This is a genomic window from Chitinophagales bacterium, from assembly GCA_040877935.1.
Classification (GTDB): domain Bacteria; phylum Bacteroidota; class Bacteroidia; order Chitinophagales; family CAIOSU01; genus JBBDNB01.
This window is the reverse complement of the sequence record JBBDNB010000014.1, coordinates 1-24207: the sequence shown is the minus strand read 5'-3', so window position 1 is coordinate 24207 and position 24207 is coordinate 1. Positions and strand designations below refer to the sequence as shown.

The window sequence follows — 24207 nt, the reverse complement described above, 5'->3', positions numbered from 1 at the left end:
TTACAATCCCTTAGTACTAGCCTAATGGTGCGGGCACGCATTCGCTACGCTATAGGCCTTGCTGCAAAATGCGCGCCAGTGGAGAATTGGAAAGGGCTGTGAAGAGGTATTTGAAATAAACACCCCTGGTGCGGGGCACGCATTCGCTATACGCAATGCCAAGGCTACAAATGCGCGCCAGTAGGGCTAATTATTCCCACCAAGCCACCAATATTTTAAACCATTAAGGAGTTGAGAAAATGAAGACATAGCAAGTTTTCAAAACTTAGCAGGTCTGTTGGGTTTGAAGGAACGGGCTGAAAGCTCGCACTAGCAGAGAGGTTTCTATTTGTTATGGTTTAATATGTTAATGTAACTTTCCAAAATCTCATCAACTTTTATTTTAATATTGTTAGGATTAGGACGGTTCTCTGTATTAGTTTCTTCTGGTTTATAGAAAAAACTCTCACCCAATTCTTTGTAATATTCTGATATATCTTTTGCTTGTGTTAATTCTAAATCCTTATTGATTTTATAATGCCACTCACTGAAGTCAAAACATTTTGAGTCTATAAGAATAAGGTAATTTTCTATTTCATTAAGTCTGTATTTTTCTTCGATATTGAAAAATTCATTAAGCTCTTCTTTAAACATTGTTATTTTATCCCACTGACTGCTAAGCTCTTTAATAATTTTTCTTAACTCTGGAATTGAAGAATTAACAAATCTTATGTCCGTTAATCCGTAGCCGTATGCTTTACTTTGCTCGTTAATCAGTAAACCCCACTCTCTCTTAAATTTCTTTAGAAGTTTTAGTGTATCTAGTTTGAGTTTCCATTTTTCAATGTATACCGCTTGTTCTTTCCATTTGAGATATGCTAAAACTGCGATAATTGCCATTACAACTGAAGCAATTGCAGAAATAAGATTCCAAAGATTTCCAAGATCGATTGTAAAGTTTATAAACCCCATGAAGTATATTCAAATTAATAAGATAAAGTGTATCTGATTTAGAAACTAAATCACCAAATAGAGATTTACACTTTATTTTTTTCAAAAATAAGAATAACGAATAAGGATTTAGGAAAGAATTTTAAAAACTACCCCAACAACCTACAAGCATCCTTTACAAAGTAAGTAGCAATTAAATCAGCTCCCGCCCTTTTCATGGCCAGTAGGCTTTCCATCATTACTTCCTCCTCTTTCAGCCATCCTTTTTCGGCTGCCGCTTTGATCATGGCGTATTCTCCGCTTACATTGTAGCAAGCCACCGGCACATTAAATTGCTGCTTTACATCACGAATAATATCAAGATAGGCCAGTGCGGGCTTCACCATTACAATATCCGCGCCTTGTTCAATATCCAGACGGGTTTCTTCCAATGCTTCCGCAGCATTTGCTGCATCCATTTGATAGGTCTTTTTATCGCCAAAGCCAGGAGCAGAATCCAGTGCATCCCGGAAAGGCCCGTAAAATGCCGAGGCATATTTGGCACTGTAGGAAAGAATTCCCGTATCGTGAAAAGCATTTTTCTCCAGCAAATTTCGAATTGCCCCTATTCTTCCATCCATCATATCGGAAGGTGCCACCATATCTACGCCAGCTCGCGCATGACTCAATGCTATTTGTGCCAGCACTTCTACACTGGCATCATTTAGTATTTGCCCATCTTCCACTATGCCATCGTGCCCATAGCTGGAATAAGGATCCAAGGCCACATCGCTCATTACGTAAAAATCGGGGAATTCCTTTTTGATAAAGCGAATGCTCTCTTGCATCAATCCTTTTTCATTCAGAGCTTCCGTGCCCTTATTGTCCTTCTTTTCATCGGGGACTTTTGCAAAAAGCAAAACACTCTGAACACCCAATTCTTGCAGTTCTTTCAGCTCTCCTCCCAATTCATCCAGGCTATAACGAAAATAGCCCGGCATGGAAGCAATTTCCTCTTTTTTGTCCTTGCCTTCCATTATAAAAATGGGCGCAATAAAATCCGAGGGATGCAAGCGGTTTTCCTGCACCATACTTCTAATGGCTGGGGATTTTCTCAGTCTGCGGTTTCTTTTTTGGGGATATGACATAGTTGTGGTTTACATTGCGAATTTAACGGAAATAATGGATTGCAAATCAAAAATCGTAAAATGCTTGCTGAGGACTCACAGGCGCATAGGCGCTGTAAACAGATAAGCTGCAAATTTGCGGCAGGTTAGAGGATTTATTTCCATCTTTTCCGGTACTGCTCTAACAACCAGTTTCTGTCTGCAAGTGGCTTCAGGTTTTGTATGTTTTCAAGAAGTTCAGGCGCAGTGTCTTTCTGACGATATTTCAGGAATTGGTTAATGACTGAAATGAAATTTTCATAAGCCTGCTTATTTGTATCAGAAACGGATTGGTTGCGTTTGATGAATACTCTGAAAGAGGTGATGAGGGAAAGTAAGGCATCTATCTCGTCTTTTTCAAAAAATATCTTCACCATCATTTTCTTTGTGTCAAAGGAGTAGTAAATATCAGAGAATTCAACCTTGTTGAGATAGCTCATTGCTTTATCAAAGTCATGCTGGTAATAATATAGTTCGGCAAGGTTATAATAGAGTGCATTATTTCGAAACTCTTCTGCTAAAAATGCATTGTATTTGTGAATGAATTTTTCAGACCATTCAAACTCATTCAAGCGGAGTGCAACGGCAACCATGTTCTTATATGTCCACGGAGAAAGTTGTTTGTCTTCAAGCAATAGTTCCGATTTAAGTGCCTCCTTATATATTTTGAAAATCTCTTTCCAAAATTCCTGCTCACCATTATTCACTTTCCTGATGCAGTAATTGATTGTATAGAAATACAACTCCTGAAGTTCATTTTTTGGAAAGGTATTGTCATTGTTCTTTATGAGCTTCTTAAGCTGGTGAAAATGTTTAGCTTCATCCGGGTTTTTGAGCATTTGGAGAATAAGCAGGTATGCCTTAATTCCCGGATGAGCAGACAGTTCCTGCCTTGAAACATAAGTTTCAATTTCCTCATCCATGTTCAGCTTGTAATCAGCAGCAAGAGACATTTTTCTATCGGTCATTTCACAGAAATATCTCAACTTGTTTGCGACAAGATATAAATCAAAATAATCTGCGGCTTTCTGCAGACGTACATCATATTTTCTGATTTTCTGTCTCAGAAAATTCATGTTGTCTGTTTCAGAAAGTAGATATTGCAAATAATAAAAATCAAGATTGCGATGGGGATAACTGTCAAGCTTCGCTTTTGTTTGGTCATAGATATAGTTGAAATGCTTGCTCAAGCCCCGATCCTTATAAGAATTAAGCAAATGAATATTTTTAAGAATCGGATTAGCAGCATATTGATTGTAGCTGATGTACTGCTCTACAGATTTCAACAGTAAACTTACCAAGTGATTGAAACGCTTTTCATCAAATGCCTTTTTGCCAAATAGCAACTTATAAACAGTTTCACGTTCAATTTTTTTTGAAGGAAAATCAGGGGCATGTTTTCGCAGATATTTGTACAGTGAAATAAGTTCTTTATTCCTGTTGAAGAAAGGCGATTCAATCCATTTGCCATATTCACGCAGCTCCATTGTGCTGAAAGTCTTCAATAACTGAATGAGTTTACTGTTTTGCATGCTTAAAATTAGTATTTTCAAAGGAAATGAGAAGGTCAGCGGATATCAAAAAAAATGATAAATCAGAATTGACATTTTAAGAAACATCACTTCTAAGGCATTGATTTTTAAATGCTTGAATTATATTTCATCATTATTGCAACAAATATTATGTTCCATTTTTTCTGATAAAACAGGTAAAATGTTCTTATGACATTGCCTTTCAATTATTAATTTTAGTACTGTATTTCATAAAAGCACAAAAACCATTGATGCAACGCCAGATTACTAATTTCGATAAATAACTGAAAATGAAAAAGCTGAACAAGTCATTGCCCTACCTTATGGTTATTCTTACAATAACCCTGTATGGCAAGTTTTCTTTTGCGCAGCCTATTGAAGTCTGGCCTGGTGATGCCAATAATGACGGCATTGTCAATCACCTGGATTTACTCAATGTAGGAAGAGGATTTGGCAAACAGGGATATGCGCGTGATTCGGCTTCCATTCTTTGGCAGCAGCAGTTTGTTTTTGGCTGGAATGATACCTTGCCCGATGGATTAAATTTGGGATATTCTGATTGTAGCGGCAACGGAATTGTTAACATTGAAGATTTTGCAGGAATAGAAAATAATTACGGCCTGGTCAACAGCAATTTCACCGGTTTGAATTACCTACAGGGCAGCTCCGGCAATCCACAACTTGAAATAAATACAAACGGCAGTACATGGCTCCAGGGCGATACCGTTTCTGTAACAATCATTCTCAATCAGAGCACTGATGATTCAATCTATGGTGTAGCTTTTACTTTTGATTATGATACCTCCCTGGTTAAACAATCAAGTGTAACTGCCATGCCTCATCCTCAGTTTGGAGGAGGTGGAAGGCAGCCGGTGCATGTACAAATGAATTATCCAGACAGCGGATACATTGAGTTTGCTGTTTCAAGAACCAATAACAAAAATGCGGGCGGAACCATAGCAGTCGGCATAATTTCATTTGTGATTGAGGACAATATCATCGGCAAATCTTTTTTAGATGTTGCAAATGCTCTAAATATTCAGAAAATAAAAATGCTTAATTATACAATGCAGGAAATTCCTGCGAGAGGAGACACGGCCAATACAAAGATATCAACTGTTGTACTTGAAAAACACCTCGCTTCCCAATTTAGTATCTATCCTATTCCTGCAAGCGACAGGTTGTTTATTGACAATCACGGCAAGCACAAAGTAGAGCAAATAGAATTGTTTGATATAAAAGGAATGACAATGACAAAATGGAGTGGTGAAACTGCTCAAATCATTATGTTGAATGTTTCCAGCCTGAAACCTGGAATTTATTTGATGAGAATAACAACTGATAAAGGCCTGTTGCAAAGGAAAATTTTAATAAAATAATGAGTGGTTTTTCTGATAAACAGTAAAAAGTGTATTTAAATAAGAAAAATGAATTGGTGAATTTCATCTTGTGATTGCAAAAAAATATTAGACATCCACCTATTAGAACTTAAACTGTAATTTAAAAAATTGTCAATTATGAAAACATTACAAATAATTACGCTTTTGACATTTGCTTTTTCTATCCATTCTGTAGCACAGAATCAGGTTTCTGAGTTTTCCAATGGAACGCAGTATGGATTTATTGAAAACAAAGGACAGATAATGGATCAGGGCAACAATTCCAATCCTGATGTAAAATATCTTTTCCCTGGAAATGGGGTGCAGGTACACCTCCGCCAGCAGGGGTTCAGCTATGAGGTGGTGAAGTATGAGGAAAAAGAAAGACGCTTTTCAGAAGCTACGGGCTGGGAAGATGGGCTGGAAGGAAACCTTCAAGGTTTCGAAAACCTTGAAGGTTTGGTAGAGAAACAGCCAAAGAAATACGATATCCATACCCAGCGAATTGATATAGAACTGGTAGGTAGCAACCCCAAGGCACAGCTTGTTGCCCTCAACCCCGCTCCCGACTATATCAACTACTACAACTCTATTACGCTTGAAGATGGGGCTACCCGTGTTCACCATTACGACAAAGTGCTTTACAAGGACATTTACCCAAATATTGACCTGGAATTCTCTGTGGCTGCCACAGATGAATTGACAAAAGGGGAGTTTGTGAAATACAATTTCATTGTGCACCCCGGAGGAGACTACAAAAATATAAAGCTAAGATATAAAGGTGCTGATGGGATTACGCTTGGTAATAGTAATTGTGATAACAAAAAGGGCATGGATGCTCTTGCCCTCACTACAGCTCATGGAAAACTACAAGAAAGCATTCCCTACAGTTACCAACTTATTGATGGTATTGAACAAGAAGTAAAAGTAAAATATGCACAGTTGGATCAAAATTTATTTGGCTTCGAACCAAACGCCAAGCTTACCCCAAACACATCACTTATTATTGACCCAATATTGAAATGGGGAACATATTATGGGGGAAGCGATGAGGATATAGGATCTTTAGTTACTACCGATGCGAATGACAATGTCTATTTGGCTGGTTATGCTTTATCCACTTCAAATATTGCTTCCGGTGGACATCAAAATACTTATTCAGGAAGCTCAGATGCATATCTCGTTAAATTCAACAGTAATGGAGTACGCCAATGGGCAACTTATTATGGAGGAAGTGAGGTAGAAGATGGCAATTCTGTTGCCACCGATGTGAATGGCAATGTCTATTTGGCGGGTTATACTTATTCAACTTCAAATATTGCATTCGGGGGGCATCAAGATACATTAGGGGATTACATCTCTCCCCCTAAACCTGATGCCTTTCTTGTGAAGTTCAACGGCAATGGAGTGCGTCAATGGGCAACTTATTATGGGGGGACTATGTCTGATAGGGGAGAGTCGGTTGCCACCGATGCGAACGGCAATGTTTATTTGGCGGGTTATACTAATTCCGCTTCAAATATTGCTTCCAGTGGGCATCAAGATACAATTGGGGGAAATTTTGTAGGAAACTCTGATGCCTTTCTTGTGAAATTCAACAGCAATGGAGTACGTCAATGGGCAACTTATTATGGCGGACCGGATGAAGATATAGGCTATTCCGTTGCAACTGATGCCAATGGCAATATTTATATGGCGGGTGAAACAGAATCCTACGACAGTATCGCATATAATGGCCACCAGAATCTATTTGCAGGAATAGGAAGTCCTGCTGCTTATAGCGATGCCTTTCTTGTAAAATTCAACAGCAACGGAGTTCGCCTGTGGGCTACATATTATGGCGAAAATGCTAATGAGTATGCCTCTTCGGTTGCCACTGATGCCAATGGTAATGTATACATAGCGGGACCCGCAGCCCCCCCCATTAATTATAGTATTGCCTATGGTGGGCATCAATATACTCATGGTGGAGGATCATATGATGGCTTTCTTGTAAAATTCAACAGCAGTGGAGTACGTCAATGGGCTACATATTATGGCGGTAGCAATTTAGATTTTGCCAGTTCAGTTGCTACCGACACTTATGGCAATATTTACCTAATGGGTAGCTCACGTTCTACTTCAGGTATCGCCTCAATTGGATACCAGAATTCATTTGGTGGAGGGAACTTTGATGCCTTTCTCGTAAAATTTAACAGCAATGGGATGCGCCAATGGGCTACCTATTATGGTGGTAGTGTTGAAGATAGGGGCAATACGGTTGCCCTTGATTTGGATGATAATATCTATTTGGCAGGTTATAGTTTATCCACTTCAAATATTGCTTACGGTGGTCATCAGGATACATTTGGTGGGGGTACCAATGATGCCTTTCTCGTAAAGTTTTGGGGAGACAAGAATTGCAATGCCACTTATACATACACCGACTCTTTAAATGTTTACACTTTTACAAACACTTCATCTGGCAACAACCCCCTTACTTACCTTTGGGATTTTGGAGATGGTACAAGTGATACAGTACAAAACCCAATTCATTCGTTTGCTCAATCTGGTATTTATAATGTGTGTCTTATTGCTTCGGATTCCCAGGGATGTATTGATACGCTATGTACTGCTATTACTGTAGCAAGTAACCATTTTTGCAATGCATCCTATACATATACTGACTCTGTGAATGTTTACACTTTTACAAACACATCATTGGGCAACAATCCCCTTACTTACTTTTGGGATTTTGGAGACGGCACAAGTGATACAGTACGAAACCCCACATATTCCTTTGCACAGCCCGGAACTTATAATGTTTGCCTTAGCGTTGCGGATTCCTTAGGATGTTCGGACACACTATGTACTGCTATTACAGTAGCAGGGATCGATTCCTGTAGTGCTTCTTTTACCTACACTGTCAACAACAATAATGTAACATTTAATAATACTTCCACCAATTACACCTCCTCTTTCTGGACTTTTGGAGATAACACTACATCCACCCAGCAAAATCCATCGCATACCTACGGTCAGAATGGTACTTATCAGGCATGTCTCACTATCATTGACACCAGCGGATGCACTGATAATATTTGTCATTCAATTCTGATAAGCACAGGTACTCAGTTAAATTATTGCTTGTCTGGAGAAATATCCAAAGGAGGAGCAAACAATCCTGCTTATCCAGCATCGGTATATCTTATTTATAATGACACAGCACTTGGAACGCTTACTCAAGTTCAAACAACTAATACCGGTTCTAACGGAAGCTACGAGTTTTGCAATGTGCCCGTGGGTAAATATTTGGTGAAAGCCGCTTTAGATCAGGGGGCAACCGATTACAACAATTATGTCCCTACCTATTATGGCAACTCATTATTCTGGAGTTATGCCATCCCGGTTTTATTGACCCAAAACCTTCAGCAAATTGATACCTGGCTGATTGGTGCAAATAATCCGGGCGGTCCGGGTTTCGTAGGCGGTTTTGTAAGTCAAGGCGCAAACAAGATGCAGGGACCGGGCGATCCAGTTGAAGATGTGCCTGTATTGCTTTTAGATATGTTTGATAACCCAGTACAATATACTTATTCTGATGCAGATGGAAAATTCACTTTTTCAAATGTAGCTTACGGGACATACAAAGTTTATGCTGAGGTATTAGGAAAACCCACTGATCCTGTCATCGTTACTGTCAGCGAAGAAAACAAGACTGTTGAGGATCTTGCCCTGATTATAGAGTCAACACAAGTAATCAGTAGTGTAAAATCATCTGGCACAAACATTAGCTCAATAAAGGTCTATCCAAATCCGGTTTATGATTTGGTTATGATAGATTTAACACTTGAAAGGTTTGAGAAATTGCATATGACAATCAGCGACATAACAGGAAAAACAATCATTGAGGATGCATTGGAAGGCAATGTCGGCTCTCAGATAATTCAATTCGATTTATCTCAATTTCCACAAGGAGTTTATTTGATGAGAATAACCAATGGAGATGATGCAAGGTCATTCAAGTTGGAGAAATTTTAATGATTGATTCAGGTAATTTCCCCACTCTTATGAAAATAAAAATGTCTGCCTGTTGTTGGTGCTTGATTGGGTTTATCACATATACTTAACAGATTGAATACCTCATTTTATTGCTGTGTTTAAAAAATAGTTTTATGCAATCTTGGAATTTCCCTTATGTAATTTTGGCTTTTTCTTTATGCAATATTGGAATTTCCTTATTTTAAAGCTAAAAAAAGCTGCTCCATGTCCCGCAAGTTTCAACTGTGGATATCCCTTTGAAGATTGTATCTTGTAATCACCTCCCTATGAAAATAAAAATAAGAAAAAATGTCTGTTTGTTGTTTGGGCTTGATTGGACTTGGTACAAGAAGGCTCTGCTCATTGCACCTACGGGGGAAAATTGGACTGGGTTAAAGCTGCTTAATTATTTTTTTAATCTCCTTTATACTGATAGAGTCTCTTTCTGATTTATCATAAATACAAAGCAAGTAAACTTTGGTTTCTTCTACATACACATAGGTGATTACTCTTGCTCCTCCTGATTTACCAGCACCTTTTGAAGAAATTCCAAGCCTTATTTTATAGCAATGATTTCCTAATTCTGTACCTGTGAATGGATCTGACTTCAATTGGTTTATTAGGTTTTGAAGTTCATGCTTCAAGGATGGAAATTTCTTAAGCAGTTTTTTGAATTGCTTTTTAAATTTATGTGCGGTTAATACACTATAATTCATCTAAAAAATCTTGAGCCGATTGCAATTGAATTTTCCCTTCTTTTTCGAGCTTAACTTCCTCAACAGCTTCGCTTAGGTCGTTTAAAAATTCATTTTTCGACTTATCAATTTTCACAAAATCCAATGTTTTTATGAATTCTAAAAAGGCAGGAAATTTTTTTTCGTCAATATGTATAGTTAGCTGTTTCATAAGATTTTTAAACGATTTTTTCTAAAAATAGTTTCCCCTTCAGGTGGGTCTGCCCGACTATAGTCATTCCCGTCCGAAAGCTCGCCTGAACGCAGAATTTTATGTTTTAAGTGCAAAGTCCACAAAAAGAATTTCATCCAAATAGGTTAATTCATTTACCAGCGAACTTTGCGTATATCTTAGTGTTTTTTGCGGTTTCACTTTTTCCTTGAGGAATTTAAGTTATACCCAATCTACGGGATTTTTCAATCTTTCTTCCAGTAAAAACTCGGGACTGCCCTGGGCTGGCTTATGCTGGTATTCCCAGCGCACCACGGGCGGCAGGCTCATCAAAATTGACTCAATCCGCCCATTGGTTTTCAGGCCAAACAATGTACCGCGATCGTGAATTAAATTAAACTCTACATAGCGTCCCCTGCGGATTTCCTGCCACTCCTTATTTGCATCGGTATAAGCAAAATCCTTATGCTTTTGCACCAAAGGCAAATAGGCGGGCAAAAAGGCATTTCCTGCCGCTTTTGAAAAATTAAAATAATGAGCCTTGTCCAATTTTTCATCTGCTCTCAGGTAATCGTAAAAAATGCCGCCCACGCCACGGGCCTCATTTCTATGCGCATTCCAGAAATATTTATCGCAATCTTTTTTGAACTGCGGGTAATAATTATCGTCTATTGTATCACAGGCCTTTTTCAGGGTTTTGTGAAAATGTATGGCATCTTCATTGACCAAATAATAAGGCGTTAAATCCGCACCACCACCAAACCAGGAATCGATTTCATTCCCTTTTTCATCATACAATTCAAAATAGCGGTAATTGGCATGTGTTGTAGGCACAAAAGGATTTACCGGGTGAATGACCAATGAAATACCACAGGCGAAAAATTTGCCTGCTTCTACCTTAAATGCTTTTTGCATGGCCTCCGGCAAATCACCATGCACAATGGATGTATTTACACCGCCTTTCTCAAAAACCTCTCCCCCGCTGATCACACGGGTTTTACCGCCCCCACCACCAGGTCGCTCCCAGCTGTCTTCCATAAATTTGGCTTTGGTGTCTTCGGCTTCCAGTCCGGCACATATTTCGTCCTGCAAAGCATGAATAAACCTGGTAAATTTTTCCCTGGTACCATTCATCAGACCTGGTAATTTTTTACACTATCGACAAATGCCTTTGCATTGTGAACAGGAACATCCGGCAATATGCCATGCCCGAGATTGGCAATATAATTTTGAGTGCCGAAATTATCAATCATCAACATACATTCCTTTTGTATGTCTTTGCTTTGTCCGAGCAATTTACTCGGGTCAAAATTGCCCTGCAAGGTAATATTATCGCCCACTTGTGCTCTTGCCCATTTCGGGTTGATTGTCCAATCCAGGCCGAGGCCATCTGTACCTGTAGCAGCCAGTTCTTTTAGTGCAAACCAGCAGCCTTTGGCAAAAACTATACTTGGCGCACCTTTTACGCCTTTTACTATTTGATCAATATAGGGCAGCGAATAAGTTTTGTAATCTTCAGGGCCGAGCAAACCACCCCAGGAATCAAAAATTTGCACAACAGCAACTCCTGCTTTGATTTGGGCGTTCAGAAAATCGATGCACACACCTGTAATGCTTTGCAATAGTTTTTTAGCAGCTGAAGGGTGCTGGTAACAAAAGGCTTTTGCCTTGCTGAAATCCTTTGAACCGTGCCCTTCTACCATATAGCAAAACAAAGTCCAGGGCGAGCCAACAAAGCCTATAAGCGGCACTTTTTTATCCAGTGTTTTTACAGTGAGTTTAATAGCGTCCATCACATAATGTAGCTTCTCTTCCACATCTGGTTTTGGCAAGGTCTGCGCCTGTGAAATACTGCTCACAGGATTGGGCAGAACAGGCCCTTTTCCACTTATCATCTGAACTTCCATTCCAAGTGCTTGTGGCACTACCAAAATATCAGAAAACAAAATTGCAGCATCTACTCCAATTTGATCAACCGGCATTACGGTGATTTCAGTAGCCAATTCCGGATTTTCAATTCGCTCAAAAAAAGAGTGTTTCTCTTTAAGTTTCATGTAATCAGGAAGGTAGCGCCCTGCCTGGCGCATCATCCAGACGGGTGGCCTTTGTAATTTTTCTCCTTTTAAAGCGCGTAGCATTAAGTCATTTGTGTACATGTTTTGGTTTTTCTAAATTATTGAATGTTGCCTATTTATATTTAATACTCAAACTTATTGAATTTTCAGTAGCATTTCTATTATTGATTCGGTATTGGGTTGTGCTGCCTGAATAATTTCTCCTGAATAATATTTCTTGATTTCTGAAGAAGTCGTATTGCCTACAGAAATTGCTTTTTTATCCTTTTCAATTTTATTATTTGCAAAATAAGCTTTTACTGCACTTGGACTATAGAAAACAATATGATTAAAGTGCTGCTCAATTTTCTTTTTCAGCAATTCTGTCTTGTAAACAACTTTCTCATCAAGCAATTTGCCATGCTTTTTTAATATTTCCGGCAATTCCTTTCTCCTGATATTTCCACAAAAATAACTAAGTTGTTGAATTTCAGCATATTCATTTATAATAAACTGTGCCAGACTCACTGAATTTTGCTCCGGGGGCTGAAGTACATTGAGCCCTTCTGCTTTTAATAATCCGGCTGTTTTATCCCCTACGGCAAATATTTTTTTCTGCGACAAATAATTAATCAATCCAGCAGAAATAATGGCGTTCACAGCATTTTTACTGGTAAATATAACAGCCTCAGTACTTTTATTTTCTTCAAAATATTTTTGCAATTCGGTTTTGTCAGAAAGAAATGTACAATTGATAAAAGGTACAATCAGCACTTTCCACACTGCATTTTCGAGTTGCCTGACCTGTGCTTTAGAAATTTCCCGGGTAAACAATATGACGGGTTTCTGTGCAGCCATGAAATTAGAGTTTTATGTGCCTCACGATTTCTACAGCACCTTCGGCTTTAGCCGCTTTATAAGCTTTTTCGGCCAGCAACTCAGGCTCATTTTTGCTTCCTTCTACATCAAGTTTCACAAATTCCTGTCCGTCAATAGAGTTGACTTGCACCTTAAGCTTCATCAAATCACCTGAAATTTCGGCATAAGCTCCAATAGGTGCAGTACATCCACCTTCCATCAGGTTGAGGAATTTGCGCTCTGCAGTAGCCTGTATGCGACTTTCTTTGTTGTCAATAGCACTGATTTTTTCCTTTGTTTCGGTATCTTTTTCCCGACAGGCAGCAACTACTATGCCCTGTGCGGGTGCTGAAAGCATCCAGTCGAGCATAATATAATGATCCGGGCGTATATTCAATCGCTTCAAACCAGCCCAGGCAAATACGGCCCCGAACCAGTTGTTGTCTTTTAATTTTTGGAGCCGGGTTTGAACATTTCCTCGCAGATTGTGCACCTGATCTTTTGGGAAGTGTTGCAGCCATTGGGCTTTGCGCCTCAAGCTTCCGGTGGCAATTTGATGTGTTTTTGATTCGTCAAGTGCAGCAGCTGATTTACAAACCAAAACATCGCGATGGTCTTCCCTTTCTAAATAGGCACCAATATGAATGCCAGGGGCGGGAAGTGTGGGAACATCCTTACAGGAATGTACTGCTATATCAATTTGATTGTCGAGCAGTGCATCGTCCAGGGCTTTGGTAAAAACACCTGTGCCCCCCAGTTGATGCAGGGCTTTATCCTGTACCTGGTCACCATAGGATTTGATAAAAACAAGCTCGGAATTTATGCCACTTGCTTTGAGTAAATTCTGTACTTTTTCAGCCTGCCAAATGGCGAGCAAGCTGTCTCTTGTGCCAATCCTTAAGCTTTTGCTTTTCATGATTGCAACTCTGTCTCCAGGTCAAAAATTTGCTGTATGGCCTGAACAGAGAGTGTTTCGTTTTTGTAATTCTTCTTCAGGTGAAGCACACACTGTTTGGTGATGTTGTTGATGATCCTGTCGCTTACTGCATCTAAGCGGACACTGTCCAGCTCTCCACTTCCGGCCAGCTCTTTTTGAATTTCCTGCTCCTTTATGTTTTTCAACTTGAGTTTCAGTGCCTGAATGGTAGGTGCAATGCTGCGCATATCCAACCATTCGCTGTAGGTTTCAATAAAAGTATCGATAATGGCTTTGGCCTTAGGAATACTGGCCTCACGTTCTGCCAACGATTCACTTTTGGTATCTTCCAGGTGGTCCATGTCAATTACTTCCACATTATTGATCTGATCAATATCGGGATGTACATTGCGCGGAACAGAAAGGTCGAGAATGATTTTTTTCTCTGTAATGCCGTCAAGGTGTTCGGGCAATATCACTGAAACAGGCGCCCCGGTTGCCACAACAATAATCCCTGCTTTGGCAATTTCCTTTTCAATTTCATCAAAATTGCCACATTGCAGACCATAAGTCTCGGCCAGTTCTTCAGCAGTGGATTGTGTGCGGTTAATAATTCGTATATGGTTGTGGTCTAAATGTTTGACCAGATTTTTGCAGGTCACTCTACCGATTTTACCGGTACCTATCAGCAGTACTTCATTGTTGTCGAGCTTGCTGTTGTGCTTCTTAATATGTTGAACAGCAGCATAAGCAGTAGAGGCTGCACCACTGGACAATTGTGTTTTTCTTTTCACTTTTTTGCTGCACTGTATCACCTGCTCTACCAGGCGGCTCAATTCAGTATTGATCAGCCCATTTTCCATTCCGGATTGATAAGCATTTTTAAGCTGTGATACGATCTGAAAATCACCGAGGATTTGGGAATCCAGGCCATTGGCCACTTCAAAAAGATGTCTGATGGCTGCTTCGCCTGATTTTTGATAAGAGTTTGCTTGCAGTTCTGAAAGTTCGCCTTTCCCAAAATGCAGAAAAACAGCAGCTAATTTTTCAAAACTATCAGTAAAAGCAAACACCTCTGAACGGTTGCAGGTAGAAAGCAGCAATAAGTTGTCAATGCCCTGTTCCTTTGCAAAAGCTTTAATTTCGTGTATAAGGCTTTCGTTCAGACTGTATTTTTCACGCACGGCAACGGGCGTATTCCAGTGGCTGATGCCCAGTACTTTGAAATCTTTAATGGAATATGTATTTTCAGCTTTCATCCTCATATCAAATAGTCCTGTCTTCTATCTTTTGCACTACAAATTTATTTCAGCTACTTATCATTTAAAAGCAGCAATTTAGAATCTGTCTAATTAGTGATTTTAACCCCATCTTGTTGAACAGATTTCAATTAGAAAAATGCACATACAAGTACTCTGCCTCTGCTTATTGTTTTTCGAAAAGCTTTTTTATCAGGCATTTCGGAGCAATCACCGTTTTCATAGACAGACTTTAAATAATCTGCTTTTTAAACAGGAGCGGGCCTCTAATAAGTCCGTGTTTCTGTTTTATGACAGAAATATTACAAAGTGAATTTTTGGAAAAATAAAGGGGAGGGTAATGCTTTGTTGTATTTTGAAAAGCTATTGCTTCACAAACCTGGAAAATCTTCTTTCTCCTCTTTCATTTTCTGCAATAATGAAATAAACCCCGGAAGAAAGCTGTGAAATGTTTACACTATTGTCTTTTGGAGTAGAGTTGCTCAACATCTGCCCTTGTGCATTGTAAATATGAATATTAAAATTCTCATTTACAGGAAGTTCAGAGGATAAGCGTATGCGGTTTTGTGCAGGGTTTGGATAGACCTTAAAAGCAACATGATTAAGCTCACTTATTCCAGTTGGAATAGAATCTTCAGGTGGCTCGGGCAATTCATAGGCCCACATGTCTTTTCTCAAATTTCCCTGTTTGTCTTGACCGGCTAGGAAATAAAGCGTATTGCCCAGCACAAAAGAACCCGGAGCCCAGCGCCCTGATCCCCGGTGTGGTGTAAGTTCTGTCCATTCGTCAGTTTCCGGATCAAATTCCCAAAACTCACCTTTGTCCATTCTTGAGTGCATGTCGCCATCACCACTCAAAACATAGCCCTTGTCTAAATGCCCGAACTCAGTACCAGCTACACGACCTTGACCTGGAAAAGTATCTGTAACTGTTGTTTCTCTCCAGGAACTGTCTCCGGGGAAATACCTGTACCAATCTTTAAATATGCCGTTGCCATGTCCAAATCCGGCATAAACGGAGTCTCCTACCGCAAAGTGATAAGGGTGGTGCCTTGCAGGACCGGGTAAAGATGGCAGTTGCCCCCAGCTGTCTGTTGTGATGTCATATACCCACCAATCTTTAAGATTTCCTCCTGAATTGTTACCCAACCCTACATATATCTTTCCTTTATGTGCAATAAATGCAGGATGATTTCGGGCGGCACAGGGACAAGAGCTCAATTCTGTCCAGATGCCTGATTGAGGGTCGTATTCCCACAGATCATTAAAAATGCTAAAATTATTTGACCCAAAACCAATATATCCTTTGCCCTGATGTGCATGTCCGTAAGCATAACTTCTTGCAGGACCGGGGAAATCAGATAAAACCTCCCAGCTATCATCAGATGCTGTGTACATAAAAAAATCTTTGGTTCCTCCTGGATTTGCATTTGTAGCCCCTGTCAATACATAGGCCGTATCTTCAAAAGCCCAGGTTACGGGGTGGTGTCTTCCAAAATTTCCAGGAAGGGAGTCTTTCTGAACCCATTGGAGGGAGTCTTTCTGAACCCATTGGTTTTGGGCAAAAATCAGGTTTGCAAATATCAAAAAAGAGCTTAGGGTGAATAGGGATTTCATAAAAAATCAGGCTTTCAGTGAAGTGGGAAATTAATTGGAAATCTAAGAATAGACAAATGAGCGGGGAAAATGTTTGGTTTTTTCTTGATTTTATAGAAAACCAAATGAAGAGTGATGGTTTTTAATTGCGGCATTGAGTAGTCAAAATGCATACTTCGGGTTTAATTTATCAACCCAAAAAAATGGGCAATCCAATAAGAGGAATAAAAATCCTTGTCATTGCTAAAAGTTCCTGTCCCCCCACCCTGCTGTGCTCCGCTGCCCGGGTCGGTTGCAATGGCATGTCCCATGTCTTCTACTTCATAATATATCAGCAGTGAATCGCCTTCCGTATTTTCATAAATATACTGACGTACATCAGGCCTTACGTAAACATCTTCACCAGGAAGATCACTGATTCCCAGGACATTGGTCCATTGCTCTACTAATCCCCTTGCATTTTTAATGTCCACTACATTATCATCCTGTCCGTGAAAAATGAGCAATTTAGGATAAGTACCCGTATAGGCTATGTTTTGACTACGCACCAAATCTCCCCATTCCTGGGCTGTTTTATTAACATTGCCCGCCAAAGCAGCTGCTGATTCAGCAATTTTTTCCGCGGCTTTATAAGGCCCTCCAGAAAGTACAGCTCCTCCATCAAACATTTCAGGATAACAGCTTATCATTACACTGCTCATCGCTCCGCCTGCTGAAACTCCCGTTACGAAGGTTCGATTGGAATGCAGGTTTTTATCCTTTTGCAATTGCACAATCATATTGCGAATGGATTTGGCTTCACCTTTACCTCTTTCCTGATCTTTTTCCAAAAACCAGTTGAAACAGCTGGTCGTATTATTGATGGTTTTCTGCTCAGGATAAAGCACATAAAAACCATGACTATCAGCCAGTTTATTCCATTCTGTTAGTTCAGCAATATCCGCTGCATTCTGTGAACAACCATGCAAAACCACCAATAGCGGCATTCCTGTAAGATGGTTTTCTGGTTCGTAGTAGTACATTTCCAAATTACCGGGATTGTCACCAAAATCGCTTTTGCTATGAAGGCCAATGTTATCGTATTTCTCCTTTTTACAGGCAAAAAAGGAAGCTATAATGAATAGACTTCCCAATAAAATATAGCGGTACATACATTTAAATTTTATTTTATAAAGTTAGAAGTGTGGCAATGGGGTAAACACGCATTCACTAAGCAAATGCTAAGCTGCAAATGCACGCTAGTGTAGATAGTCCACTCTTTCACTAATCAACCAGTCAACTATAATCACTTATACCGAATGGCATCAACCGGTTTCATTCGCGCTGCACTCAATGCTGGTATAAACCCTGCTACCACTCCTATTCCAACAGAGAACAACATCCCCCTTAAAATATTTTTCATCGAAAGATCAAAAGCGAATTGCATGCCTTTGTATTTCAAGACAAGGTATTCGAGCAGAAATGACTCAATATAAACCAGCAATAAACCCAACATCCCGCCAAGCAGGCAAAGCACAATTGCCTCAACCAAAAATTCAATAAGGATATAAATTTTCTTTGCCCCCAGTGCTTTTTTGATGCCTATAATTCCTGTTCTTTCCCTTACACTTACAAACATAATATTGGCCACTCCAAATCCGCCCACCAGGATGGCAAACAGCCCAATAACTGCTCCTGCAATATTGATCACACCAAAAACCATATTCAACGCACCGGAAATAATACTGAGCTTGTTCATAGCAAAATTGTCTTCTTCTTTGGGCTTGAGTTTTCTGTAGCTGCGCAATAATCCTCGCGCTTCATCCTGCATCATCATCAGGCTGTGTTCTGGTTTGGATTTTATTGCTATAAATGGATCGACAGAACCAGAACGGGTATTCACAAGTGTTTTTAAATAATTATAAGGCACAAAAATGCGATCATCAGAGCTGAAACCTACAATATCCTCCCCTTCTTTTTTCAATACACCTATCACTTCTATATCGCGGTTCATAAGGCGAATCTTTTTGCCAATTACAAATTCAGGATTTGGAAAAAGTAATTCTGCCAATTGATGGCCAATAATAGCTACGGCCTGTCCGCGCTGCATTTCAGAATAGGAAAAATACCGTCCCTGCTCAAACTCAAAATCGCGAATGAGTTTATAATCGAATGTAGCTCCTGTAACAGGCGTATTTTCAGTGCTTTCATTGCGGTATTTTATGGTTTTGCTGCCGAGCATCATCATTATAGATACACCTTCGGCTGTTTGCATGTTTTCCTTTAGAAATTGGAATTCATTGTATGTGGCACTTGGCCGCCTGTAAAATTTCCACCAGCTCATCCGCGAATCGTCTGTCCAGGGAAATTTTTGGATATACACCACATCGTTGCCCAGTTTTTGAAAACTGTTTCTTACATTTTTCTCCAAAGAATCTACTGACGTGTAAACTGAAATGATACAAAAAATACCAATACTTATTCCCAACAGAGAGAGAAAGGCTCTGAGCCTGTTATTTGCGATCTCCTGAAAGGCGATCAGGATGCTTTCACGTGTGAGTTTTAAAAATATGCGCATGAATCTAAACAAAGGTAATTCAATTTGAGGTTTATGCCCGAATTATTCTTATTTTTGCAGGCTCAAATAATCCAATAGATTTATGAAGCTGTCACAGTTTGATTATGAATTACCTAAAGAATTATTAGCAGAATACCCCTCTGATAACCGGGACGAAAGCCGCTTAATGGTTGTAGACCGTGCCAAAGGGACGATAGAGCACAAAGTATTTAAAGATGTCATCAATTATTTTGATGAAGATGATGTACTTGTTTTTAACAATACCAAAGTATTTCCCGCCCGACTTTACGGAAGAAAAGAAAAAACCGGAGCTAAAATCGAAGTATTTCTGCTTCGCGAACTGAATGCCGAATTGAAATTGTGGGATGTACTGGTAGATCCTGCCAGAAAAATCCGTGTGGGCAATAAATTGTATTTCGGTGAAAACGATATTTTAGTTGCTGAAGTAGTGGACAATACCACTTCAAGAGGCCGTACCATTCGTTTTCTTTACGATGGTGAATTGAGTGAATTCAAAAGAATTTTATTCAGCCTGGGTTCTACGCCTTTGCCAAAATATATCAAGCGCGAGCCTGAAGAACTGGACATTGAGCGCTATCAAACCATCTATGCCAAAGAAGAAGGTGCTGTGGCTGCCCCTACTGCCGGCTTGCATTTCAGTCCTGAACTGATGAAGCGCATGGAAATCAAAGGTATTGATTTAACAGAACTCACACTGCATATTGGCCTGGGCACTTTCAGGAATATTGATGTGGAAGACCTTTCCAAGCACAAAATGGATGCTGAGTTTTTCAGAATTACTGAAGAATCTGCAAATGCAGTAAATAAAGCTAAGCTGAAAAACAAAAGAGTTTGTGCCGTAGGAACTACAAGTATGCGCTCTATGGAATCTGCGGTTTCAGCTGAAAACCTGTTAAAAACCACAGAAGGCTGGACAAACCTGTTTATTCATCCGCCCTATGATTTCCATATAGCCAATTCAATGATCACAAATTTTCATATTCCACGCTCGAGCCTGATGATCATGGTAGCTGCTTTTGGTGGTTATGATCTTATTTTGGAAGCGTACAAAATTGCAATTAAAGAGAAATACAAATTTTACAGCTATGGCGATGCCATGCTGATCATCTAAAACAAAACTGTGGTGGTTAAAAAACCGGTAAGTGGATAGATTCTGCTTACCGGTTTTTTATTGTTGTTGTGATCCAAGCTTTCTGACTCATAAACTACAAAGAACTTATACTATCCGGGATTCATCATTTTACCGATAAAGAGTAGAGCATTGGTTTCCTTTTCATGGATGAGATAAACAAAAGGCCGATCAAGGCTGAAAGTAGGCGGCAGTGAGGTGACAACGACACCCACCGAAGTAGCTGCAGCAGCTTCAGTACCTTCTTCATCGAGTTTGATATATGTTTTGTGCGCAACCTGGTCTATTGACAGGCGCAGGTTCTCAGCCATTTTCGAAAAATCAGCATTGTCAGAAAAAGCAATTTCCATCCCCATGGCGCTAAGCACATTTTTCAACTTGATCTCATATTCAAGTTCAAATTTTGGCATTTTCAAATGCATCCCGTGATTGGTATCTGCCTGACTGATCCATTGCAACATATCGCCAGAATTGAGCGAAGCAATGAAATTATCCAGATCGGCTGTAGATGGTGGCAGTATTGCCGTGAAATTGTACTGACCATTGCCATAGGGCAAATTAATCAGCTCCATTGAGCCATTGGAATAATATTCAAAAGGTATATCCGGGCTGTTCATCATATCAACCTGCACATTGCTGCCATTGAGCAATTGAAAGTTGCCGGGCGATGTATTGTTCGGGTCGAATTTGTATTTCCAGTCGGCCAGAAAATACACGGCATTCACCAGAAACATCAGATGATCATTGCGCACTTCATCCAATAATTCCTTGGTCTTGCCATTGGTGGCATCGCTTACCCACTGGTTGATCTCATCTTTGCTTGCGGGGTCGGAAAAATCCAGGGCAGCTACTTCTGCATTAAAATAGTAGCGATTGGTATCAATAAAAGTCTGCAGAATATCAAACTGCTCATTTGACCAAATGGAATTTGCTATTTGCACGGTCACCTGTGGGTCAATTGCAGGCAAATCATTCAACAAAGCACGGTAAGTCAAATTGATATTCTGTTGTGAAATATTTGAAAAATCCAAAGTAGTCCGCATATCATTGGCGGTAGCTCCGCTTGCTCCATTCAATGTCATGCCCAGCGCCATACTCACGCTCACTGGTGAAACGAATACATTCTCAGCTTTGTCTTCCTGCTTGTGGATTTCCTTGAACAAGCGCATACCAAATTCATTGCTGCCATTCAAGAGCATTTTCATGGCTTCAGCAGGCGGGTATTTTATTTGATCAATTTCTTTTTCATTGTCACGCTGCACTTCCGGATTTTCCTTTTTGCAAGAGGGGAAAGCAAAAAACAAGCAAAATAAAAATATTATAACACGCATAAAGCTCTCATTTTTAGGTTTACAAGTACCTGAATTTACAAAATAAAATTGGCCAAATTATAATTTTATTTCAGTTCATTTGCCGAAATACTGTAATCCCAAATCAGTTTGCCACGATTGTCAAAAGTTTCTATCAAACATTTACGATCATCAGCAGGGCCACTGATATTGATGATTCCGAAATTTTGTTGCTGAACCAAAGTGCCTTCCACGCGCACAGGATTAATGTATTCATTGCTTCGCTTGAGTTTACTGCGAAATGTAGTAATAGCAGAACAAGTGTATTCATAGTAAGAATAGGCTGCAATATCCTCTACTTTAAACAAACTGCTGTGATGTCGGTCACCACTCAACCAGATAATACCGCTAATTTTCTCTTTATTGATAAAATCAAGGAGTTGCTCCCTTTCCTGAGTGTATTTGCAAAAACATTCCTCTTTCGTGATTTCATTAAAAACCTGGCTGCCGGCCATAATAAATTTGAAAGTAGCCTGCGAATTTTTGAGCTTTTGCATCAACCAGTTCATTTGACCTTCTCCAAGCATGGCTCCGGTATCTGATTCTTCTGTTCTGTAAAAGCGATTGTCCAACATAAAGAAATCACAATCCTGGTAGCTGAAATCAAAAAAGCAACCCGGCACGCTATCCAGTCCGTATGCGGGATTGTTCCAGTAAAATTTCCACATTTCAAGTGCAGCGTCTTTTTGAGGAAAATGCATGTCTGAATTATTGGGGCCATAATCATGATCATCCCATGCAGCGTATTGCGGTCGCGACATCAGGAATTTATTAAGCTTTTCATTTTTCCTTTTAAAAACATGCCTGCGCATCATACCATCAAATGATTTGAAATGCTTTTTGAAATAATAGAGGTAATCTCCCATCCAAAGCATGAAATCTGTCTCTTTTTCAATCATATTAGGGTAAATGCGCTCTTCTATACCGGGATGCATCCATTTTAAGGTTTTTGGAGGCGTATAAGCACAAGATCCGAGCATAAAACTGAAATCTTTGTTTCCGGGCAGAGGTGCGGTTTTGAGTTCGCTTTTAAGCTGACGCACCTTTTTTGCATTGAGCCGCACTTCAATTTTATAAGTATAATTTGCTTTTAAGCCTTCAAATATGAATTTAACAGGCGTGTGATTTTTATAAGTTGGAAAATCAGCTGTTTTAATGATTTTTGATTGTCTTGTATTTTCCAGAGGATCAATTAAATCTACCCTTAGTGAATCTGTATGCTCAAGCAGAAAACCAAAACTGAGCATCTGGTGGGTAAAATGATAAGGTATTGGTCCTGAAACTATCCTGGCTGAATGAAGCAAGGATATATTGGCAAGCAGGCAAAAGCACAGTAGATAAAATGTTTTCATTAACTTTTAAGTATTCTATACTTTACTCGATAATCGAGATTTAAACCTGCCCGACTAAGCAGGCGGGTGCTCCGAGGCTTGCCTCGTAATCAAAAGTATTTTTTTTCAAATAAATGCCTCGTGGGCTTGCCCCGAGGTTGTTTCCTATTTAAAGGAAATTTTTCAAATCAAATCTAAATATCCCGGGTGAGGCTTTTAACAAATTCAAACTCACTCAAAAACTCTTTCGCTCCAACTCTAACTACCGTATAAACCGGAATTGCGACAATCATTGCCAATATCCCCCCAACGCTCGCAGCACAAAGCACTACAAGAAACACTTCCAGAGGATGCGCCTTAACACTGGTAGAAAATATAAAGGGCTGTAAAATAAAATTATCGATCAATTGAGCCGAGGCGAAAACAGCCATAATTTTAAGACCAAGCGGGAGCAATTCCACTACAATATCGAGGTGGAGACTTGTTACAAGCCCAAGTAAGAGACCTACAGTAGCGCCTATAAAAGGACCAATATATGGAATTATATTAAAAAGTGCTGCAAATACACCAATTAGAATGGCATTTTTTAAACCAACAAAATGCAGCATAACACTCAGGTAAACAGCAATAATACTAAGCTGCAATAAAATCCCAAGCAAATAGCGCTTTAATAAGCCCTTCACATTGTAATATACCTTTCTTACTTTTTCCTCATGCTCATCAGAAAGCAAAACCCTTAATGATCCTGATAGGATTTCAGGGTCGCGCAAAAAGAAAAAGAGTATAAATAAAATGGAAAAATAGGCGATGAATAAATTTCCTAAAACAGAGAAAAACGAATTAGCTATTGATGTAATGTTTCCGAAATTAACCAACTCATTAAGGCGGTTCTGAAAATACTTATAAAGGGATATTTTCTCATCTCCCAAAAACCCATAACTGTTCAATACATTTTCTATTTTATTAATTGGTTCTTTGAAATTCTCTGCCACTTCCTTAACATCAATTTTGGAAATGGCTTCTACCTCTGAATTTACAATTGGTATAAAAATACTTACTGCTGCAGCAGTAATTATTCCCAAAATCAGCATTGCTAACAAAGCGGCAATACTTCGGGGCATTTGTCTGTTTTTAACCTTCAACTTAAGGAAAAAATTCACGAATGGACGGCCTAAAACAGAAAGTACAGCAGCTGTCAAAATGTACAAAACTATACTTTGAAAAT

The 24207-nt window shown here is 39.5% G+C and carries 19 protein-coding genes; 3 read left to right on the top strand and 16 right to left on the bottom strand.

All coding sequences use genetic code 11. The features are described from left to right. Positions 1 to 324: 324 nt before the first annotated feature. The 3 genes from WD048_03580 to WD048_03570 form a co-directional block, all read right to left on the bottom strand. On the bottom strand, positions 325 to 951 hold the full coding sequence (locus tag WD048_03580) for a hypothetical protein (protein ID MEX0811272.1): 627 nt from the start codon (positions 949 to 951) through the stop codon (positions 325 to 327). Positions 952 to 1079: 128 nt separating this feature from the next. Next, the gene (hemB, locus tag WD048_03575; protein MEX0811271.1) at positions 1080 to 2057 is read right to left on the bottom strand and encodes a porphobilinogen synthase; all 978 of its coding nucleotides are present in this window, start codon (positions 2055 to 2057) and stop codon (positions 1080 to 1082) included. Positions 2058 to 2191: 134 nt separating this feature from the next. Further along, the gene (locus WD048_03570) at positions 2192 to 3607 is read right to left on the bottom strand and encodes a hypothetical protein (protein MEX0811270.1); all 1416 of its coding nucleotides are present in this window, start codon (positions 3605 to 3607) and stop codon (positions 2192 to 2194) included. Positions 3608 to 3897: 290 nt separating this feature from the next. Between WD048_03570 and WD048_03565 the strand changes: the two genes are divergently transcribed. Together WD048_03565 and WD048_03560 are read left to right on the top strand one after the other, a co-directional pair. Beyond that, positions 3898 to 4986 carry a T9SS type A sorting domain-containing protein gene (locus WD048_03565; protein MEX0811269.1) on the top strand — a complete coding sequence of 363 codons (1089 nt, stop codon included), beginning with the start codon at positions 3898 to 3900 and terminating at the stop codon, positions 4984 to 4986. A 138-nt stretch (positions 4987 to 5124) separates the two neighbouring features. Then, entirely contained in the window at positions 5125 to 9006 is a 3882-nt protein-coding gene (locus tag WD048_03560; GenBank protein ID MEX0811268.1) for a PKD domain-containing protein, read from the top strand. 392 nt (positions 9007 to 9398) lie between these two features. Here the strand turns inward: WD048_03560 and WD048_03555 are convergent, their stop codons facing one another. From WD048_03555 to WD048_03510, 10 genes are all read right to left on the bottom strand, one after another. Beyond that, on the bottom strand, positions 9399 to 9722 hold the full coding sequence (locus tag WD048_03555; protein MEX0811267.1) for a type II toxin-antitoxin system RelE/ParE family toxin: 324 nt from the start codon (positions 9720 to 9722) through the stop codon (positions 9399 to 9401). After that, entirely contained in the window at positions 9712 to 9912 is a 201-nt protein-coding gene (locus tag WD048_03550) for a hypothetical protein (protein MEX0811266.1), read from the bottom strand. Before WD048_03550 ends, WD048_03555 begins: the two co-directional genes overlap by 11 nt. A 222-nt stretch (positions 9913 to 10134) precedes the next feature. Further along, the gene (gene hemF / locus WD048_03545) at positions 10135 to 11046 is read right to left on the bottom strand and encodes an oxygen-dependent coproporphyrinogen oxidase (GenBank protein ID MEX0811265.1); all 912 of its coding nucleotides are present in this window, start codon (positions 11044 to 11046) and stop codon (positions 10135 to 10137) included. Further along, the gene (gene hemE / locus WD048_03540) at positions 11046 to 12068 is read right to left on the bottom strand and encodes a uroporphyrinogen decarboxylase (protein MEX0811264.1); all 1023 of its coding nucleotides are present in this window, start codon (positions 12066 to 12068) and stop codon (positions 11046 to 11048) included. Before hemE ends, hemF begins: the two co-directional genes overlap by 1 nt. Positions 12069 to 12122: 54 nt before the next feature. Beyond that, entirely contained in the window at positions 12123 to 12824 is a 702-nt protein-coding gene (locus WD048_03535) for a uroporphyrinogen-III synthase (GenBank protein ID MEX0811263.1), read from the bottom strand. A 4-nt stretch (positions 12825 to 12828) separates the two neighbouring features. Then, the gene (hemC, locus tag WD048_03530; GenBank protein ID MEX0811262.1) at positions 12829 to 13740 is read right to left on the bottom strand and encodes a hydroxymethylbilane synthase; all 912 of its coding nucleotides are present in this window, start codon (positions 13738 to 13740) and stop codon (positions 12829 to 12831) included. Then, positions 13737 to 14999 (bottom strand): glutamyl-tRNA reductase, encoded by a 1263-nt coding sequence (gene hemA / locus WD048_03525; protein MEX0811261.1) that lies wholly within the window; start codon positions 14997 to 14999, stop codon positions 13737 to 13739. Before hemA ends, hemC begins: the two co-directional genes overlap by 4 nt. Before the next feature lie 363 nt (positions 15000 to 15362). Then, positions 15363 to 16616 (bottom strand): T9SS type A sorting domain-containing protein, encoded by a 1254-nt coding sequence (locus WD048_03520; protein MEX0811260.1) that lies wholly within the window; start codon positions 16614 to 16616, stop codon positions 15363 to 15365. A gap of 161 nt (positions 16617 to 16777) precedes the next feature. Beyond that, entirely contained in the window at positions 16778 to 17746 is a 969-nt protein-coding gene (locus tag WD048_03515; GenBank protein MEX0811259.1) for a PHB depolymerase family esterase, read from the bottom strand. A 134-nt stretch (positions 17747 to 17880) separates the two neighbouring features. Then, positions 17881 to 19152 carry an ABC transporter permease gene (locus WD048_03510; GenBank protein MEX0811258.1) on the bottom strand — a complete coding sequence of 424 codons (1272 nt, stop codon included), beginning with the start codon at positions 19150 to 19152 and terminating at the stop codon, positions 17881 to 17883. Between the two features lie 82 nt (positions 19153 to 19234). On the opposite strand from WD048_03510, the gene queA reads away from it, so the two are divergent. After that, positions 19235 to 20284 carry a tRNA preQ1(34) S-adenosylmethionine ribosyltransferase-isomerase QueA gene (queA, locus tag WD048_03505; GenBank protein ID MEX0811257.1) on the top strand — a complete coding sequence of 350 codons (1050 nt, stop codon included), beginning with the start codon at positions 19235 to 19237 and terminating at the stop codon, positions 20282 to 20284. A 110-nt stretch (positions 20285 to 20394) separates the two neighbouring features. On the opposite strand, the gene WD048_03500 is transcribed toward queA, so the two are convergent. The 3 genes from WD048_03500 to WD048_03490 all read right to left on the bottom strand — a co-directional run. Then, positions 20395 to 21633 carry a serpin family protein gene (locus tag WD048_03500; GenBank protein ID MEX0811256.1) on the bottom strand — a complete coding sequence of 413 codons (1239 nt, stop codon included), beginning with the start codon at positions 21631 to 21633 and terminating at the stop codon, positions 20395 to 20397. A gap of 65 nt (positions 21634 to 21698) precedes the next feature. Continuing rightward, entirely contained in the window at positions 21699 to 23003 is a 1305-nt protein-coding gene (locus tag WD048_03495) for an alkaline phosphatase D family protein (GenBank protein ID MEX0811255.1), read from the bottom strand. Between the two features lie 173 nt (positions 23004 to 23176). Further along, on the bottom strand, positions 23177 to 24207 hold a 1031-nt coding region (locus tag WD048_03490), incomplete at its 5' end, for an AI-2E family transporter (GenBank protein ID MEX0811254.1).